This window comes from Rhizobium pantanalense, from assembly GCF_030182525.1.
Taxonomy (GTDB): Bacteria; Pseudomonadota; Alphaproteobacteria; order Rhizobiales; family Rhizobiaceae; genus Rhizobium.
In genome coordinates this window covers 55,661-73,281 of sequence record NZ_JAQJCH010000001.1, presented here as the reverse complement: position 1 = coordinate 73,281, position 17,621 = coordinate 55,661, and the positions used below count along the sequence as shown (strand labels likewise).

The 17,621-nt window shown below is 59.8% G+C and carries 17 protein-coding genes and 1 tRNA gene; 7 read left to right on the top strand and 11 right to left on the bottom strand.

The features are described from left to right. Positions 1 to 85: 85 nt before the first annotated feature. From PH558_RS00380 to PH558_RS00370, 3 genes are all read right to left on the bottom strand, one after another. Complete coding sequence (locus PH558_RS00380) at positions 86 to 1,402, bottom strand: ABC transporter substrate-binding protein (protein ID WP_069615959.1); 1,317 nt, start codon at positions 1,400 to 1,402, stop codon at positions 86 to 88. A 146-nt stretch (positions 1,403 to 1,548) separates the two neighbouring features. After that, the gene (locus tag PH558_RS00375) at positions 1,549 to 2,502 is read right to left on the bottom strand and encodes a sugar-binding transcriptional regulator (protein WP_113332443.1); all 954 of its coding nucleotides are present in this window, start codon (positions 2,500 to 2,502) and stop codon (positions 1,549 to 1,551) included. Between the two features lie 59 nt (positions 2,503 to 2,561). Next, positions 2,562 to 3,017 (bottom strand): RbsD/FucU family protein, encoded by a 456-nt coding sequence (locus PH558_RS00370; protein WP_095435904.1) that lies wholly within the window; start codon positions 3,015 to 3,017, stop codon positions 2,562 to 2,564. A 221-nt stretch (positions 3,018 to 3,238) separates the two neighbouring features. On the opposite strand from PH558_RS00370, the gene PH558_RS00365 reads away from it, so the two are divergent. The 7 genes from PH558_RS00365 to PH558_RS00335 all read left to right on the top strand — a co-directional run bounded on the left by PH558_RS00365 (position 3,239) and on the right by PH558_RS00335 (position 10,444). Next, entirely contained in the window at positions 3,239 to 3,898 is a 660-nt protein-coding gene (locus PH558_RS00365) for a response regulator (RefSeq protein WP_285201539.1), read from the top strand. Then, positions 3,895 to 5,247: an ATP-binding protein gene (locus tag PH558_RS00360; protein ID WP_285201537.1), complete on the top strand. Its 1,353-nt coding sequence runs from the start codon at positions 3,895 to 3,897 to the stop codon at positions 5,245 to 5,247. Before PH558_RS00365 ends, PH558_RS00360 begins: the two co-directional genes overlap by 4 nt. Positions 5,248 to 5,349: 102 nt before the next feature. Then, entirely contained in the window at positions 5,350 to 6,276 is a 927-nt protein-coding gene (locus PH558_RS00355) for an ROK family protein (RefSeq protein ID WP_285201533.1), read from the top strand. Continuing rightward, complete coding sequence (locus PH558_RS00350; protein WP_285201532.1) at positions 6,266 to 6,976, top strand: copper homeostasis protein CutC; 711 nt, start codon at positions 6,266 to 6,268, stop codon at positions 6,974 to 6,976. Before PH558_RS00355 ends, PH558_RS00350 begins: the two co-directional genes overlap by 11 nt. Positions 6,977 to 7,253: 277 nt before the next feature. Continuing rightward, positions 7,254 to 8,099 (top strand): DUF6030 family protein, encoded by an 846-nt coding sequence (locus tag PH558_RS00345; protein ID WP_285201531.1) that lies wholly within the window; start codon positions 7,254 to 7,256, stop codon positions 8,097 to 8,099. A gap of 112 nt (positions 8,100 to 8,211) precedes the next feature. Further along, complete coding sequence (locus tag PH558_RS00340; protein WP_285201530.1) at positions 8,212 to 8,676, top strand: hypothetical protein; 465 nt, start codon at positions 8,212 to 8,214, stop codon at positions 8,674 to 8,676. Between the two features lie 322 nt (positions 8,677 to 8,998). Further along, the gene (locus PH558_RS00335; protein WP_285202710.1) at positions 8,999 to 10,444 is read left to right on the top strand and encodes a DHA2 family efflux MFS transporter permease subunit; all 1,446 of its coding nucleotides are present in this window, start codon (positions 8,999 to 9,001) and stop codon (positions 10,442 to 10,444) included. A 9-nt stretch (positions 10,445 to 10,453) separates the two neighbouring features. On the opposite strand, the gene PH558_RS00330 is transcribed toward PH558_RS00335, so the two are convergent. The 8 genes from PH558_RS00330 to PH558_RS00295 all read right to left on the bottom strand — a co-directional run bounded on the left by PH558_RS00330 (position 10,454) and on the right by PH558_RS00295 (position 17,621). Then, entirely contained in the window at positions 10,454 to 12,004 is a 1,551-nt protein-coding gene (locus PH558_RS00330) for a SpoVR family protein (protein WP_285201529.1), read from the bottom strand. Beyond that, positions 12,004 to 13,275 (bottom strand): YeaH/YhbH family protein, encoded by a 1,272-nt coding sequence (locus PH558_RS00325; protein WP_113230880.1) that lies wholly within the window; start codon positions 13,273 to 13,275, stop codon positions 12,004 to 12,006. Before PH558_RS00325 ends, PH558_RS00330 begins: the two co-directional genes overlap by 1 nt. Positions 13,276 to 13,293: 18 nt before the next feature. Continuing rightward, positions 13,294 to 15,240, bottom strand: a complete 1,947-nt coding sequence (locus tag PH558_RS00320) for a PrkA family serine protein kinase (RefSeq protein ID WP_069615949.1) — start codon at positions 15,238 to 15,240, stop codon at positions 13,294 to 13,296. A gap of 336 nt (positions 15,241 to 15,576) precedes the next feature. Next, positions 15,577 to 15,652: transfer RNA gene (locus PH558_RS00315), tRNA-Phe, on the bottom strand. 193 nt (positions 15,653 to 15,845) lie between these two features. Continuing rightward, positions 15,846 to 16,061, bottom strand: a complete 216-nt coding sequence (gene yacG / locus PH558_RS00310) for a DNA gyrase inhibitor YacG (RefSeq protein WP_095435913.1) — start codon at positions 16,059 to 16,061, stop codon at positions 15,846 to 15,848. Positions 16,062 to 16,066: 5 nt separating this feature from the next. Then, positions 16,067 to 16,687 (bottom strand): Maf-like protein, encoded by a 621-nt coding sequence (locus tag PH558_RS00305; protein WP_095435914.1) that lies wholly within the window; start codon positions 16,685 to 16,687, stop codon positions 16,067 to 16,069. Positions 16,688 to 16,777: 90 nt separating this feature from the next. After that, on the bottom strand, positions 16,778 to 16,996 hold the full coding sequence (infA, locus tag PH558_RS00300) for a translation initiation factor IF-1 (RefSeq protein ID WP_004117876.1): 219 nt from the start codon (positions 16,994 to 16,996) through the stop codon (positions 16,778 to 16,780). 142 nt (positions 16,997 to 17,138) lie between these two features. Further along, positions 17,139 to 17,621: an arsenate-mycothiol transferase ArsC gene (locus tag PH558_RS00295; protein ID WP_285201528.1), complete on the bottom strand. Its 483-nt coding sequence runs from the start codon at positions 17,619 to 17,621 to the stop codon at positions 17,139 to 17,141.

The following is a 17,621-nucleotide window of genomic DNA, read 5'->3' as shown; positions in this document are numbered from 1 at the left end:
GCCGCCAAGGGCAGTTCGGCGCTCGGCGGCCTAGAGGAAAGCAGTGCTCGAGAGGGGGCGCTGCTTTCCTTAGCTTCGAAGGCCCTTACTTCGGATAGCCGGCCTTCTTCATTTCGCGTTCCGTCAGCTGCTGGGCAGCCTTCAGGGCCTGATCGACGGAGATCTGGCCGGCGAGAGCAGCCGAGAACTGCTGGCCTACAGCCGTGCCGATGCCCTGGAATTCAGGGATAGCGACGAACTGAACGCCGACATAGGGAACCGGCTTGACGGTCGGATGCGTCGGATCAGCCGAGTTGATCGAGTCGAGCGTCATCTTGGCGAAAGGCGCTGCCTTCTGGTAGTCCGCATTCGCGTAGAGCGAGGTGCGGGTACCGGGAGGTGCGTTCAACCAGCCTTCCTTCTGTGCGACCAGGTTGGTGTAGTCCTTGCTGGTGGCCCAGGAAATGAACTTCTCAGCGGCTTCGGTCTTCTTCGAGGAAGCCGGGATGGCGAGGTTCCATGCCCAGAGCCAGTTGCCGCGCTTGCCGAGGCCCTTATCCGGAGCCAGAGCGAAGCCGACCTTGTCGGCGACCTTCGATTCCTTCGGATCGGAAACGAAGGAGGCAGCAACGGTGGCGTCGATCCACATGCCGCACTTGCCGGACTGGAACAGGGCCAGATTCTCGTTGAAGCCGTTGGACGATGCGCCCGGAGGACCGGCATCCTTCATCAGCTTGACGTAGAAGTCGAGCGTGTCCTTCCATTCCGGCTGGTCGAACTGTGCCTTCCACTTTTCATCGAACCAGCGAGCGCCGAACGAATTCGACATCGCCGTCAGGAACGCCATGTTTTCGCCCCAGCCCGCCTTGCCGCGAAGGCAGATACCGTAGACTTCATGGTCCTTGTCGGTGATCTTGCGGGCGGCATCGGCGATGAAGTCCCATGTCGGCGCGTCCGGCATCTTGAGACCAGCCTTGTCGAACAGGTCCTTGCGATACATCACCATCGAGCTTTCGCCGTAGAACGGTGCCGCATAGAGCTTGCCGTCGGTCGTCAGACCGCTGCGAATGGCCGGGAGAAGGTCATCCACATCGTAGTTCTTGTCGGCGGAAAGCTTGTCGAGCGAGGCAAGCCAGCCGAGCTTGCTCCAGATCGGCACTTCATAGGTGCCGATGGTCAGCACGTCGTACTGGCCGGCCTTGGTGGCGATATCGGTCGTAACCTTCTGGCGCAATACGTTTTCTTCAAGCGTGACCCATTGCAGGTCGATACCGGGGTTCTTGGCTTTGAAATCGTCCGTAAGCTTCTGCATACGGACCATGTCGCCGTTATTGACCGTCGCAATCGTGAGGGTTTCGGCGGAAGCCAGGCCGGCGAACATCAGAGCCGAGCAGGCGCCCAGCAGTAAAGTTTTCAATTTCATATCTTCCTCCCAGAAGATTAAAAATGAGCATTCGCTTTGCTCATGGGCAATTACTCACTTCTTGCGACAAAATGTCAATGCAGATTCGTTGCTGCATTGCCGAGCAAGCAACCTATCCTTTTGTTTCTATGGGTTAAATTTTTTGCTCACACCTTGAGCAAAAATTCGGCAACTGCCTCGTCCGTGATCAAACCGTTGATCTGCTGACCGACGACGGCCGCCTTGATCGCCTGGAATTTGCGCCGGCCCTTGGCGATTCCAATGACGCTGCAGGTATCGCGCGACGGCAAGGGCGCACTGGCCACGCGCTCATTGACATCATCGGGCATGAGGTTGCCATTGCCATCGAAAACCCAGCCACAGATCTCGCCGGCAGCGCCCCGGTCCATCAACGCCAGCATCTCGTCCCTCTCGAGAAAGCCGTCGAGGCAGAGCGGCGCTTCCACGCCCATCTCGCCGATACCGACGAAGGTCACGTCGGCCTGAGCACTGATATCGAGCGTCGAGCGCACCAGTGCCTGCGCATGCAGGAGCTCCCGCTCCTCGGCCGACGACACCAGCACCGGCAGCGGCATCGGAAAGTGCCGCGCCTTGACGACGTCGGCCATGCTGAAGATGACGTTGTAATAGGCGGCCGAGCCGTCGGGACCGATATTGCCCGTCAGCGACACCACCCGATGCTGCAGACATTCGATCGCCGGCAGCTGGTCGACTGCAGCCTTCAACGTGCGGCCCGTGCCGATCGCCAGCACGATGGGGTCGGCTCGCCGCAGCCAGCGCTCGATTTCGGCAGCACCAGCCTCGGCGATGCCAATGGTTGAGGATGTGCTGTCGGGATCGCTCGGCACGATATCGACATGGCGCAGACCAAACTTCTTCTTGAGCTCCGCTGCATATTCAAGACAGGCGGCAATCGGGTGATCCAGCCGGACCTTGATCAGCCGTTCGGCAACGGCCAGCGACACCAGACGCTGCGCCGACTGCCGGGATATTCCCATTGCGACGGCGATTTCATCCTGCGTGCGGCCGGCGACGTAGTAGAGCCATCCGGCCCGCGCCGCATCGTCTAGCCGCCCCTGGGAATCCAGCTTCTTCGCCATCGCCTTCCTTTACCGAAACAGCGCCCTTGCTCGGGATGATCCAGACTATTCGTGCCGGATCATGCAGTCTCCGGCGGGATGACACCCTTGGTCAAGGTGAAACAGCCGTAGAAGCGGCGCTCGCCGGTCTGAATGACGCAAAAGGCATCCTTGGCACGCTCGTAGAAGGCATAACGCTCGACCGGCGTTAGCGGCCAATGCTTGCCCTCGGCCTTATCGATCACGGCCTGGACTTCACGCTGCACCTGCGGCACCTCATCTGGCGCGCCAACCACTTCCATGCGCGCCGCCGCGTCATCGATGAAGGTATCGAGCGGCATCAGGGACAAGATTGCCGCAACAGCATCGGCGGACGACACGTTGTCGATGCGCAGCAGCTCGCCCAGAACGGTCTGGCTTGCCACCGATTCAGCGGGGAAATTCGTATCAACGATGGCGAGCATATCGCCATGCCCCATGGATTTAAGCGCATAGAGCACGTCCGCATTCAACAGCGGCGAAATTCCCTTCAGCATGAACGATCCTCCGATAGCCTGTGGCGGCCACTGCGCGGCCGCTTCGTTCTCCGCGCAAACAAGTAACCATCGCGTTCCTGTCTGTCCATAGGCGCCGGGAACGTTTTCGGCGGGTAGTCCACCCATGAACTGTGCATCCCGCCGCGGCTTATTTCAGCCGTTATTGACCCGATAGGTTCGTCGGCATTAACTGAGGTACGTTCAACGGTTGAGAGGTGCATGTGCGCATTCTTGTGGTGGAGGACGACGACACGATCGGCAGCGCGGTTCGCGACCATATCGCAGCGGGGGCTCATGCCGTGGATTGGGTCAGGAACCTGACCGATGCGGAAGAGGTCACCAGCGCCGTGCAATACGGCCTCATCCTGCTGGATCTACAGCTTCCGGACGGCAGCGGCATCGATTTCTTGAAGCGGCTGCGCCGCAAGCCCGACGAAACGCCCGTGATCATCCTGACGGCTCGCGATCAGATCTCCGACCGCATCGAAGGCCTGAACAGCGGCGCCGACGATTATCTCGTCAAACCGTTCAACCTTGGCGAATTAACGGCCCGTATCCTGGCGGTGGCCCGGCGTTATGCCGGCAGTCCGCAGCCGACCCTCCGGTTTGATGACCTCGAAATCGACCAGCCGCAGCGCCGCGTCAAGCTGGCGGGCAAGGACGTGATCCTGACGGGACGAGAATGGGCCGTGCTCGACCTGCTGATCACGCGGCCGGGCGCCATCGTCTCCAAGGACAAGATAGAAGAGGCGCTCTATGCCTTCGGCTCCGAAATCGAGAGCAACACGGTGGAGGTCTATGTCAGCCGCCTGCGCAAGAAGATCGGCAAGGACCGCATAAGGACGGCCCGCGGCGTCGGCTATTGCCTGGGTGAGCGATGACCGAACACAAGGAGCCCAGCCGCGCCAGCATCACTCGGCGCCTGATCACTGCGCTGACCGGCACTGTCGTCGTCTTCTGGCTGATTGCGGTCGGCATCGGTGTCTACGTCGTAAACAAGGAGCTCTCGGAAACCTTCGACGGCACGTTGCAGGAAACCGCCGAGCGTCTTCTGCCGCTGGTGCTCGACGATCTGGCCAATCGCGATCATTCCGGCGATCCTCAGAGCCTGGAAGAGCTCAACAAGGGGCTGAACCGAGAATATCTGACCTATCAGGTACTCGATGGGAACGGCAAGGTCATCCTGCACTCCCACGATGCCCCTCCAACAGCCTATGACGTGCCGCTGAAGATCGGCTTCCACAATACGCCGCGATACCGGATCTATACCGAATCCTCGGCCGACGGCACGATTTTCCTGCACGTCGCCGATGCCTTCAAGAATCGCCGCGAGGCATCGCGCGAGACCGGGGTCTCGCTGCTCTGGCCACTGCTGGCGCTCATCCCCGCCAGCATCATCGCCATCGGTGTCGTCGTCGGCCGATCGCTGCGGCCGATCGACCGCCTGCGCTCGGAGATCGCCACCAAAGACGGCGGCAACATGGCGCCGCTCGTGAGCGAGACGCTGCCGCTCGAGCTGCAGCCCATCGCCCGCTCCGTCAATCTGCTGCTGGACCGCCTGCGCCTGGCGCTGGAAGCCGAGCGCGAATTCACGGCCAATAGCGCCCATGAACTGCGTACCCCGATTGCAGGCGCTCTCGCGCAGACCCAGAGGCTGATCGCCGAACTGCCACAGGGGCAATTGACGGAACGCGCCGGCCGCATCGAGACGTCGCTTTCCAATCTCGGTCGGCTCGCGGAAAAGCTGCTGCAGCTTTCCCGCGCCCAGGCCGGGATCGGCACGGGTGACAAACCCGCCGATCTCGTGGCCATCATCGAAACCGTCATAGGCGACTACGACCGCGACACGGGAACGGCAGGCCGTGTCCTTCTGGAGAACGAAACGGCGGAGAAACTGATCCGTAACGTCGATATTGACGCATTTGCGATCGTTATGCGCAACCTCATCGAAAACGCCTTGATCCATGGGCCGGTGGATGACGAAGTGACCGTCCGGATCGACGACCGCACCGTCCGCGTCATCAACGGCGGCGCCGTGCTTTCCGCACAGGAGCTTGCCGGCCTGAAGAAGCGCTTCTGGCGTGGCAAGACGAAAGCGGCAGGCTCCGGCCTCGGACTTTCGATCGTCGAGCGCATCGTCGGCCAGATCGGCGGCCATCTCGATCTACTGTCGCCGGCGACCGGCAGGACCGATGGCTTTGAAGCCCGGATCACCTTGCCGTCCGGCTGATGACGCGCTGGCCGTCGGGGATTGGGCCCCGCAAGGATTGATCTTGCAAAGACCGGCAAAGGGTGCGAGCAAGTGCGCCATGTTTCCAGCGGGTCGGTATCCATGATCGTTTCCTTCGACATTGGCGGCAGCGCCATCAAAGGCGGCATTGCCCGCTCCATGACGGACATCGTGCCGCTGGCGCGGCGCCCGACGCCCAGGCACGATTTCGCCGAATTCGTCGCTGCCCTGCGCGAGGTGATTGCCGAAGCCGGCGAGAGGCCGGATTGCCTCTCCTTCTCCATCGCCGGCGTCGTCGATCCCGATACACAGACACTCACCTGCGCCAATATTCCCTGCATTCACGGCCGGCATCTTGCCGCCGATCTGGAAGTGGAACTCGGCTATCCCGTGCTGATCGCCAATGATGCCGATTGCTTCGCCATGGCGGAGGCCATGTCCGGAGCGGGCCGTGGCCATCGCATCGTCTTCGGCGCCATTCTCGGCACCGGCGTCGGCGGCGGCCTTGTCGCGGATGGCCGGCTGGTCAATGCTGCCGGCGGCTTTGCCGGGGAATGGGGCCACGGCCCCATCATCGCGTCCTCCGCCGGCAATCCACCGGTCGCCATTCCCGCCTATGCCTGTGGCTGCGGCCAGAGGGGTTGCGTCGACACCGTCGGCGGCGCACGCGGCATCGAACGCCTGCACAAGACGCTTCACGGGCTGGAACTTTCCAGCGAGGAGATCATCGGCCAGTGGCTCAGGGGTGAAGACCGTGCCGAACGCACGATTGACGTCATGGTGGATCTGGTCGCTTCGCCGCTGGCGCTGACCGTCAACATAACCGGCGCGACCATCGTGCCGGTCGGCGGTGGCCTTTCCAACGTCGAACCGCTCCTGGCACGTTTGGACGAGGCGGTACGCGCTCGCATCCTGCGTAAGTTCGGCCGGCCGCTGGTCGTGCCGAGCGAGTGCAAGCTGGAACCGGGCCTCATCGGCGCCGCTCTGCTGGGCCTGCAATATGCCGGAGAGCGCATCCATGCTGCTTGAGGTCTGCGTCGAGGACATTGCCGGCCTCAAGGCCGCCGTCGCAGGCGGCGGCGATCGCATCGAGCTTTGCAGCGCTCTCCCCCTCGGCGGGCTAACGCCGAGTGCCGGGCTGATGGCCGCAGCGGCGAAGATGCCTGTCCCCGCATACGCCATTATCCGTCCGCGCGCCGGCAGCTTCGTCTATTCGGCGGATGAACTTGACGTCATGAAGCGCGACATCGATGCAGCACGAGCTGCCGGCTTGCCGGGCGTCGTGCTCGGCGCTTCCCTGCCGGATGGCCGACTGGATCTTGACGCACTCACCACCCTCACCGCCCACGCGGAAGGTCTCGGCAAGACGCTGCATCGCGCCTTCGATCTGGTGCCTGACACCGAGGAAGCCGTCGATGCCGCGATCTCCCTCGGCTTCGAGCGCATCCTGACCTCCGGCGGCGCAAGGACTGCGGCCGAAGGCGTTGCCATGCTCGAACAGGCGATTACAGCCGCCGCCGGCCGCATCTCCATCATGCCCGGCTCCGGCGTGACGCTGGCGACGGTCAGCCAGCTATGGCCGCGCCTGCAGATCAGCGAGATCCACGCCTCCTGCTCCGCAACCGCCTCGGAGACAGATGAGCGTCTCATCGCTCTCGGCTTCTCGGCGCCATCGGCCCGCCGCACGGATGCCACCACCGTCAAGGCACTCAAGGCATATTTCGCCTAGAACAAATTGCACAGGAACGAGCAGCAGCTTTACGACAAGTGCATCCAAAAGCCGGAAGTCCGGAACATGGGAACCGGCTGCGCAAGATCGCGGTCTGCTTTGAGCAACATCATGAATTGACAAAGAAACATTAGAATGATCAATCGTTCATAAACGCATATGCTGTAGCCATGAACATGGCTGCGCAACATACAGTTATTGCAGCAAGCGTGTTTCCTCGGGAGTAGCTGTGATCTGAACCATGTCGGTGGCGCCACCTCGCAAGAAAAGCAGAGCTGTGTTTTGGATTGCCGCCGTTGTCATCGGTTCGATCATCCTCGCAACCGCGCTCCTTGCCAACGATATGCGCAATCTGCGGGCGCTGGATGATCGCTATCATCTCAATCTGTTTCCCAAGCCGGAACAACGCGCAGCATCGCCCACAGCCCCCGCCCAGGAACAGCAGCCATCTCATGCAGCCATGCCTCCGGCAGCGGCGGCGAAGACATCAGCCCCGGCAGCCAGCAGCGTCCGCGTCAAGCCAGCGACTGTCGCCGCCAAGCCGCCCCCCAAGAAGCGATCCCATCTGCTGGACGAACCCATCGACGCGCTGCTGAGTGCCTTCGTGCGCAGCTGGCGGATATCGGGCCAGGCGCTTTGCGCCGATCTGCAGAAGTTCGGCCTGTCCGTAGGCGAATGGCGGCAAAGCGAGCTGGGCGCCGGCACTTCGGAGTGCAGCTATGCCGTCCAGAAGGGCGCCTATGGCGATCCCAAGGCGGCTTCCTTCTTCATCATCGCCAGGGGCAAACCATCAGGCGAAATCGATACCATCCGCATCAAGGTCATCATGCCTGATAACGACGATGGAAAGGCCGTTGCCGGCACCTTTGTCGACACCGTCGTCCTATTGCTGAACGAAACCCATTGGTTGGACTTTCAGGCCGCGCTTGAGGCGATCGGCAAGTTACAGGACGTGACGCTGCAAGCCTTCGGCGCCAAGCTTGCCTTTTTCAAGGAATTCCAGAGCGACAACAATTTCAACCTGCAACTGGAATTGCGCAGAACCTCGCCGGAGCAGCTCCGAACCGCGATCGTCTTCGACAAGGCGCGCTGGACCCTCCCCTCGCCCTCCTCGACCAATTAGATCTCGGGGCATGCACGTATTTGCCGCTCTTGCATGGTGTATGCTGCGAATACAACCAATAAGCAAGCGCTCAGTGGGCTACTCGCCATCATGGGATGAAACGGAGATAGAGATGGAGCCAAAAGCAGCCAAATCAAACATCAAGAAGATGGTTTTCATGAATATCTTCGCTCTGCTGGTTGCTGAATATTTCGCTATCGTTTCGTATTCTTTGATTTCATTCGCCTCAAATTTTAACTCAATCGCTGAGGGAATATCTGTGCCGCTGGCATTGGTCATCATTAGCTTCGCTATGGTACCGATGGCTCTCCTAATCACGTGGAAGGCCGCTCTAGTGGCGATCGGCATCGGCGAATTGCTCGGGCGACCCTCCTATTATTATCCGACAGCTGGAGCTATTGCTGGATACTGGACAGCTCATTCATGGGGCTTTCAAAGCGGCTCCAATAGGTTTGACATCCTTATGCTCACCATAAGCGGCGGTATCGCGGGCTATGCTTTCTGCTACGTGGCTGTCCGAAGGTTGGATTTTGATTTGCAAGCGTCGCCTTCACCGAGGGTCGATGACAATGTTTGAGGCGCGAAGGTGGGACGGCAAGAAATGAATCCGCGGTCCATACCGCGAAGCGTCCGATCACAACTGCCGTTGGCACAGTGCAGCAGGGCGTATCCAGGATGGACGCCCGATTTTACAAACGGTGTCAAATATTCATGTGCGTCGGTTTTTGTTGCACTGCGCCATCGGTAGTGCTCATATAGGCAACGATTCCGAAGGTCGGCGGATCACCGGCCGCCAGCACCATGTTTCCCGAGAGCACACGAGGCGGTTTCCGAAGGGATTCATGCAAATCGTCAAACGCGCCGGTCCCCAGCCGGACGTTGGAAAGCCATTTCACTTCATGGATTCGATAGATCCCAATCCGCAGGGCCAGACTTTTGCGGTCGAACGCAATCCCCGCCTGCGCTACATCATCCCCGCCGTGGTCGCCGTCGCCTTCCTGATGGAACAGCTGGATTCAACCATCCTCGTCACTGCTGTTCCCGATATCGCCAAGAGCCTTGAGACAACGCCGCTGCGCATGAATCTGGCGGTCACGACCTATCTTTTGACGCTTGCCATGTTCATTCCGGTGAGCGGATGGTTTGCCGATCGCTTCGGCGCCCGGCGCATCTTCACGCTTTCCCTCTTCATCTTCACGATCGGTTCGATCCTCTGCGGACTGGCAACCAGTCTGCCGATGCTTATCGCCACGCGCACGCTGCAGGGCTTTGGCGGCGCGATGATGACGCCGGTCGGGCGCCTCATCCTCATTCGCAGCTTCCCACGCAGCCAGCTCGTGACTGCCATGACCTACATGACCCTGCCCGCCGTCATCGGACCAGTGATCGGGCCGGTGCTTGGCGGCTTCCTGACAACCTATCTATCCTGGCGCTGGATCTTCTGGGTGAACCTGCCCTTCGGCCTGATCGGCATGGCCATGGCGCTGCGCTATGTCGAGGATACCGAACGCGACGAGACCATCAAATTCGACTTTCCCGGCTTCGTCATGGTCGGCCTCGGCTGCGTGCTTCTGCAATACGGCATCGAGAATATCGGCCGCCCGACAATCCCCGTATGGGCTATTGTCCTGACGCTTGCCGCCGCCGGCCTGCTGCTGGTCGGCTTCATTCGCTATGCCAGAACAGCGGAATCTCCAGCCGTGGATCTCACTCTCTTCAAGCTGCGCACCTTCCGCATCGGTACCCTTGCCGGCGGCATCTGTCGTGTCGGGCTGAATGGTGTGCCCTTCCTGCTGCCGTTGATGCTGCAGGTCGGCTTCGGCTTGAGTCCGATCGTCTCGGGCACGCTGACCTTCGTCAGCGCCCTGAGCGCCCTTGCCGTGCGGCCGGTCTCGGCAAAACTGCTGAAGCTCTATGGCTTCGATCGCATGTTGACCTGGAGCGCCGTGTTCGGTGCGGCCGTCGTCGCCGGCTTCGCGCTGATCACACCCGATACGCCGCACTGGTTCATCATCATCTATGTCTTCATCTTCGGGCTGGCGCGGGCCGGACAGTTCATGACGTCCAATACGCTATCCTATTCCGATACTCCGGCTGCTCAACTCAGCCGCGCGACCAGTCTCGGCGGTGTGCTGCAGCAATTGAGCGTCAGCTTCGGCGTCTCCGTCGCCGCCATGCTGCTGGGGCTGGTGACTTTGGATGGATCGCCGCTGACGCCGGAGAAATTCCACATTGCATTTTTGCTGATGGCCGTGATCCCGCTGCTCGGCATACCCGGCTTTCTCAAGCTGCGGCCGGAAGACGGCGCGCAAGTGAGCGGCCATAAGCGGCAATCGAAAAAGTAGCCGTAAGGGCTAAGCCGCAAGCGCGGAGGCGCGCGGATGGACGAGATGATCGCGAAGTACCGCGCCGGAGCGGTCGACTTCCTGCATCAGCACGTCGTAGCTCCACAGATCGGCCAGATGCTGCAATACACGCTTGGCATCCATATCGTCGAGCATTGCGCCGTTCAGCACCGTATGCTTGACCAGCAGCCGCCTGTCGCCGGCAAGATCGACATCGACGATCTCGATATGCGGATCGATCCAGCCGACATCATATTGCCGTGACAATTCACGGCGGATGCGCCGGTAGCCACGCTCATCATGAATGGCGGCAACCCTCAGCCCCTCTTCCTCTTCCGGATCATCCGTCAGCTGGAACATGCGCATCTTGCGCATCAGGTGCGGGCTCAAGAACTGCGCGACAAAACTCTCGTCGCGATAATTGGCCCAGAGATCGCGCAGCACCGCCATTGCATCGCCGGTGCCGGCGATTTCCGGGAACCATTGGCGATCCTCCTCTTCCGGCTTCGTCACGATGCGCTCGATATCCTGCATCATCGCAAAACCGATCGCGTAGGGGTTGAGGCCGGAATAGCGGGGGTCGTTGAAGGTCGGCTGGAAAACCACATTGGTATGCGATTTCAGGAATTCCAGAAAATCGCCGTCGCCGATGCCGCCGAGCTCATGCAGCCGGGTCATGATGCGATAGTGCACATAGGTCGCCGTGCCCTCGTTCATCACCTTGGTCTGGCTCTGCGGGTAGAAATATTGGGCGACATGCCGCACGATGCGGATGATCTCGCGTTGCCAGGGTTTTAGGCGCGGCGCCATCTTTTCCAGGAAATAGAGAATATTCTCCTGCGGCAGGCCCGCCAGCGAGCGTCGCCGCTCCAGATCGAGATCCTGTGTCTTCTTGCCCGACCCGGCCGGAACCGTGCGCCAGAGATCATTGAAGATCTTCTCGTCATATTCGCGCCGCTCACGCTCGCGCTTCTCCTCATCGCGCAGGTCCGGCGTCTTCTTGCCGGCATAGCGATGCACGCCATGCGACATCAGCGCATGGGCAGCATCCAGCGTGCGCTCGACGGCGGCATGGCCATAGCGCTCCTCACAGCGTGCCACATAGCTCTTGGCGAAGTTGAGATAGTCGAGAATACCCTCGGCATCGGTCCAGAGCTTGAAGAGATAATTGTTCTTGAAGAAGTGATTATGGCCGAAGGCGGCATGCGCGATGACAAGAGCCTGCATCGTCGCACTATTCTCCTCCATCAAATAGGAGATGCAGGGCGAGCTGTTGATGACGATCTCATAGGCAAGGCCTCGCAAGCCCTTGCGGTAAAAGGCCTCGTGATGGGCGAAATGCTTGCCGAAGGACCAGTGCTTGTAAAAGAGCGGCATGCCGATCGAGGAATAGACGTCGAGCATCTGCTCGGCGGTGATGATCTCGATCTGATTGGGGTAGACATCGAGCCCGAGCTCCTCGACGGCAATCTTCTCGCAGGCATCGTGAATTCGCTGGATGGTGGCGAAATCCCAGTCCGCGCCTTCGAAAAGCCGCTCTATCGATGCCTTTTTTGCCATTATCCGCTCCTTGTTTCCGCCGTTCGGCGCTGGAAGAGATCGTGGAAGACGGGATAGATCTGGCTGCGATCGCTGACACGCCGCATGGAAAGCACCGGCCATCCCGCCTGCATCCGCTCGTAGAGCGACCAGATCGCCGAACCGGACGAGATCGCGACGCTGCGTGATTCCCCCACTTCGAGATAGGCGAAATATTGGCAGACGGGCAGAATCTCGCTCGTCATCAGCGCTGCCGTCGTCGCATTGTCGGAATAGGCATTGTCGCCGTCCGACGCCTGGGCGGCGTAGATGTTCCAGTCGGAAGCCGGGAAACGGTCCCGCACGATCCGCCGCATGGCTTCGAGAGCGCTCGAAACCTGCGTGCCGCCCGTCGCCGGGCTGCGGAAGAAAGTCTCCTCGTCCACCTCTTCCGCTACGTCGGTATGGCGGATGAAGACGATCTCGACGCGGCGGTACTGCCGGGTCAGGAAAATGTAGAGCAGCATGTAGAAGCGCTTGGCGAGATCCTTCATGTGCTCCGTCATCGAGCCGGAAACGTCCATCAGGCAGAACATGACGGCTTGCGCCACCGGCTTCGGCTCGTTCTCGAAACGGCGATACCGGATATCGATCGGGTCGATATAGGGAATGCGCCGGACCTTCGATTCCAGTCTTTTGATCTCGTCTTCGAGCTGTGCGCGGCGCTTCTCGTCCGTGCACTCCTCGGCCTCCTCGATAAGCTTTTCCACCGTTTCCGGCTTCGGGCGATGCAGCGCGACACGGCGCATCATGGCAAGCCGCATCGTGCGGTTGATGGCAAGATTGGCGGGCGATCCCGTAACCGAATAGCCCGAGCGTACCGGATTGATCTGGTCCGCCGACATCAGGCGGCGCTTGGCTAGATCGGGCAATTCGAGATCGTCGAGGAAGAGATCAAGGAATTCGTCCCGTGTCAGGATGAAGCGGAAGGCATCCTCGCCGGTTCCATCGCCGCCGGCCCGTGACTTGCCGCTACCGCCCTCAGGGCGGGGAAGCACATCGCCTTCGATGAAGTCCTTGTTACCGGGAAGAATATGTTCCTTCAGGCCCTCCGGGCCGCGATGGAACCGAGGTTCCTCGGTTCCATCCAGGGGAATGCTGATTTCGCCACCCTTCAGAATATCCTGAATGTCGCGATTTTGAGAGGATTCATAGACCGCTCTCTGCACCAGCGCTTTTGCTCTTCGCAAAAATCGTTGACGATTTTCCAGACTTTTTCCGCCTGGGTTCAGGCGTCTGTCAACAATGTGCATTCCTTCTTCCTTGGTGGCTCATCCCGCCTGTTTCACACGCATGTACCATTCCACAAGCCGCCGGACCTGCCGTTCGGTGTAACCCCGCGCGACCATCCGCTCGACGAATTCGCCATGTTTCTTCTCCGTCTCGCCATCCTTCTTGGAGCCGAACGAGATGACGGGCAGAAGGTCCTCGACTTGAGAGAACATCCGCTTTTCGATGACTTCACGGATCTTCTCGTAGCTGGTCCAGGACGGGTTCTTGCCGCCGTGGCTCGCTCGTGCCCGCAGGCAGAACTTGACCACCTCGTTGCGGAAGTCCTTCGGATTGGCGATGCCTGCCGGCTTTTCGATCTTGGTGAGCTCCTGGTTTAGGAGTTCGCGGTCTAGAAGCTGGCCGGTATCCGGATCCTTGAAATCGACATCCTCGATCCAGGCGTCGGCGTAGTCGACATAGCGATCGAAGAGGTTCTGACCGTAATCCGCATAGGATTCCAGATAGGCCTTCTGGATCTCGTTGCCGATGAACTCCGCATAGCGCGGCGCCAGTTCGCTCTTGATAAACTCGATATAGAGCTTCTCGGTTTCAAGCGGCAGCTGTTCGCGGCGGATTGCCTGCTCCAGCATGTACATCAGATGCACCGGATCGGCGCCGACTTCTGTCGTATCGTAGTTGAAGGTCGCCGCCAGCACTTTGAAGGCAAAACGGGTGGAGGCTCCATCCATGCCTTCGTCGACACCGGCCGAGTCACGATATTCCTGCACGCTGCGCGCTCTCGGATCGGTCTCCTTCAGGCTTTCGCCGTCATAGACCCGAAGCTTGGAGAAGGCGGTCGAATTCTCGTGCTTGGAAAGCCGCGTCAGAACCGTAAAGCGGGCGAGCGTCTCCAACGTCGACGGCGCGCAGGGCGCATCGCTAAGTTCGGATTCCTCGATCAGCTTCTCATAGATCTTCTGCTCTTCGGTGACCCGCAGGCAATAAGGCACTTTCACCACGCAGATACGGTCGATGAATGCCTCATTGTTCTTGTTGGCCTTGAATGTCTGCCATTCCGACTCGTTTGAGTGCGCCAGGATGATGCCGGAGAAGGGTATCGCACCGATATTTTCCGTACCGATGTAATTACCTTCCTGCGTCGCCGTCAGCAGCGGGTGCAGCATCTTGATCGGTGCCTTGAACATTTCGACGAATTCGAGAATGCCCTGGTTGGCACGGTTCAATGCACCGGAGTAGCTGTAGGCATCCGGATCGTTCTGCGCGAGGCTTTCGAGCTTGCGGATATCCACCTTGCCGACCAGCGAGGAGATGTCCTGGTTGTTCTCGTCGCCCGGTTCCGTCTTGGCGACGGCAATTTGCCGCAGCCTTGAGGGCTGCATCCTGACGACGCGGAAACGGGAAATATCGCCTTCGAACTCTTCCAGCCGCTTGAGGCACCAAGGGCTCATGAGTCCGGTCAGGCGCCGGCGCGGAATGCCATAGCGCTCCTCGATCATCGGCCCCATGGTGACGGGATCGAACAGGCTGAGCGGGCTTTCGAAGACCGGGCTCAGCTCGTTTCCGGCCTTGAGCACATAGATGGGATGAACTTCCATCAGTGATTTCAGCCGCTCGGCGAGCGATGACTTGCCGCCGCCGACGGGCCCGAGCAGATAGAGGATCTGCTTGCGCTCCTCCAGCCCCTGGGCCGCATGGCGGAAGAAGGCGACGATGCGTTCGATCGTCTCTTCCATGCCAAAAAAGCCCGAAAAAGCCGGATAAGTCCGGATGGTCCGGTTCATGAAAATACGCCCAAGCCTTGTATCCTTGGCCGTATCGATCAGCAGTGGTTCGCCCATGGCTGCCAGCAGCCGCTCTGCCGCATTTGCGTACATGAGCGGATCATCCCGGCACGCTTCCAGGTATTCTGAGAATGACATCTCGACTTCGCGCCGTGCTTCAAAAGTACGGGCGAACGTGTTGAACAGAACATCGTTGTTTAACATGGCGCCTCGGTAGCTTGCTATTGCAATTAACGCCGGCTTTTACGAGATCACTTTATCCCGCTGTATCTAAAGTGCGGTATGACTCGCTACGAATCAATAGGTGATCTGTCAATAATTCGTACGCTTGATTCCAAATGTCATCAATATCTTGATGGGGTCATGCACCGAATTAATGAAACGCAACCACAGGATTGTTGCGGTCATGCACCACACGTAATGAGCTATGCAACCTCGGTCAACGCATCCGCCGCGTATTCTTGCAAATACACGATCTCGGCGAAGAATTGGTCGAAGCCAGCGTCAAGCTTCATTGTCCGCATGATTGGGGAGAAAAGATGGTGCCCAGAGCCGGAATCGAACCAGCGACACGCGGATTTTCAATCCGCTGCTCTACCAACTGAGCTATCTGGGCATCCGTGCTTCGCGTCGAGAGAAGAGCCTTGAAAGGCATTGGGCGGTTGGTTCACCCCGGAAGCGAGCGGGGTTATAGCATCTTGTTCGGCCATGTCCAGCCGCAAATGACTCTTTTTTGACAGGAAATCGAATTTTGCCAATTCGCGAACAAAATTAAGGGGTTCGTAAGGTCGAGCCCTTGGAAAACGCATTCAGTCCTGATCGGAGCCGTCGGCCTTCGTCTCGTCCTCGGTCACGGGGATGGCGTAGGAGCCGTTGAGCCACCGCGAGAGATCGACGGAACGGCAGCGATCCGAGCAAAAGGGATAATGTTCACGCACCGAAGGGCGGCCGCATTCCGGGCAGGGACGCGTCTTGCGCAGCGGCTCGACCTTCGAACCGACCTTGATCTCTTCAGCTTTCGTCATGACAACTATCCTTCCTGCCATCCGGCATGGACATCGAAGCCCTCGCCCGCCAGCAGCAGCATGGTTTCATAAAGCGGCAATCCGACGACATTGGTGTAGGAACCGACGAGCTTCTGCACGAAGGAGCCGGCAAGCCCCTGAATGCCATAGGCCCCCGCCTTGCCGCGCCACTGGCCGGAGGCAAGATACATGTCGATATCGCGACTCGAAAGCCGCTTGAAACGTACCTTGGTTTCCACCACCTTCTGGCGCGCCTTGCGGTCCGGCGTGATCAGGCAGATGCCGGTATAGACGACATGGCCGCGGCCGGAGAGCAGATGCAGGGCGGCAGCTGCCTCATCGACGAATTCCGCCTTCGGCAGGATGCGCCGCCCGACGGCGACGACCGTATCGGCCGAAAGGATATAGCTCCCCTGCCAGGCGGCATCGCTCTTGATGGCGGCAAAGGCGGCATCGCCCTTCTCCGCCGAAAGCCGGCGCGCCAGCGAGCGCGGATGCTCCGATTTCTTTGGCGTCTCGTCGATGTCCATGGGCATGAGACGCGCGGGCTCGATGCCTGACTGATGCAGGAGCTCGACGCGACGCGGCGATCCGGAGGCCAGTATCAGCTTGTGTTTCAACGCCATCAGATCTCGACCTGTCATGCGGGAATGAGAGCCGGCTCCGGAGCATGATGCCGAAAATGTCGGCGGCATCCGGCTCCAGCGAGCGGCGAATTACTTGAAACGATAGGTGATGCGGCCCTTGGTCAGGTCGTAAGGGGTCATTTCCACCAGCACCTTGTCGCCCGCCAGAACGCGGATGCGGTTCTTGCGCATGCGGCCCGCGGTGTGGGCGATGATCTCGTGCTCGTTTTCCAGCTTCACGCGAAAGGTCGCGTTCGGCAGGAGTTCGGTGACGACACCGGGAAATTCGAGGACTTCTTCTTTCGGCATTAAAGCTTCTTTTCCTGTCGGTTGGGGCCGGCGTTCCCGTTAAAAAGGCTGGGTCGCCGGAAATTTGCGCGGAAACTACACAATCGCCGCGGTTTTGTGAACCACGTTGATAAGGGTTTCTGCATTTGTTTCATTTGCAGCTCTAAAGCGAGCCGCGATGTTCCACAAGCCTGCTCTCGATCAGGCCGAGAAGATAGTCCCTCACCCCGCGATAGGCGTCCAGAACCTGATCGCGTGTTCCATCCGTCGCGGAAGGGTCCATCGTCGGCCAATAGATGACATCAATCGCATTGGCCCGCGTCAATTCCAGCGCGGCGTGATGCGCTTCGGGAGAGAGCGTGATGATGACATCGAAGAAATCATCCTCCAGCTCTTCCATGGTCTGCGGTTGCCGCCGGCCGAGCGAAAGCCCCATCTCCGAAAGCACGACATCGACGAAGGGATTGCGCTCGCCGGCACGCACGCCGGCCGAGGCGATATACGTGCCCTGCGGCAGCATCTGCCGAGCGATCGCTTCTGCCATGGGCGAACGAATGGTATTCAGGCCGCACATGAAGAGGATGGCGCCGGGGGATTTGCCCCGGGGCGACCTGGCATTCTGCTCAATCGCCTGCGGCTCGTCCAT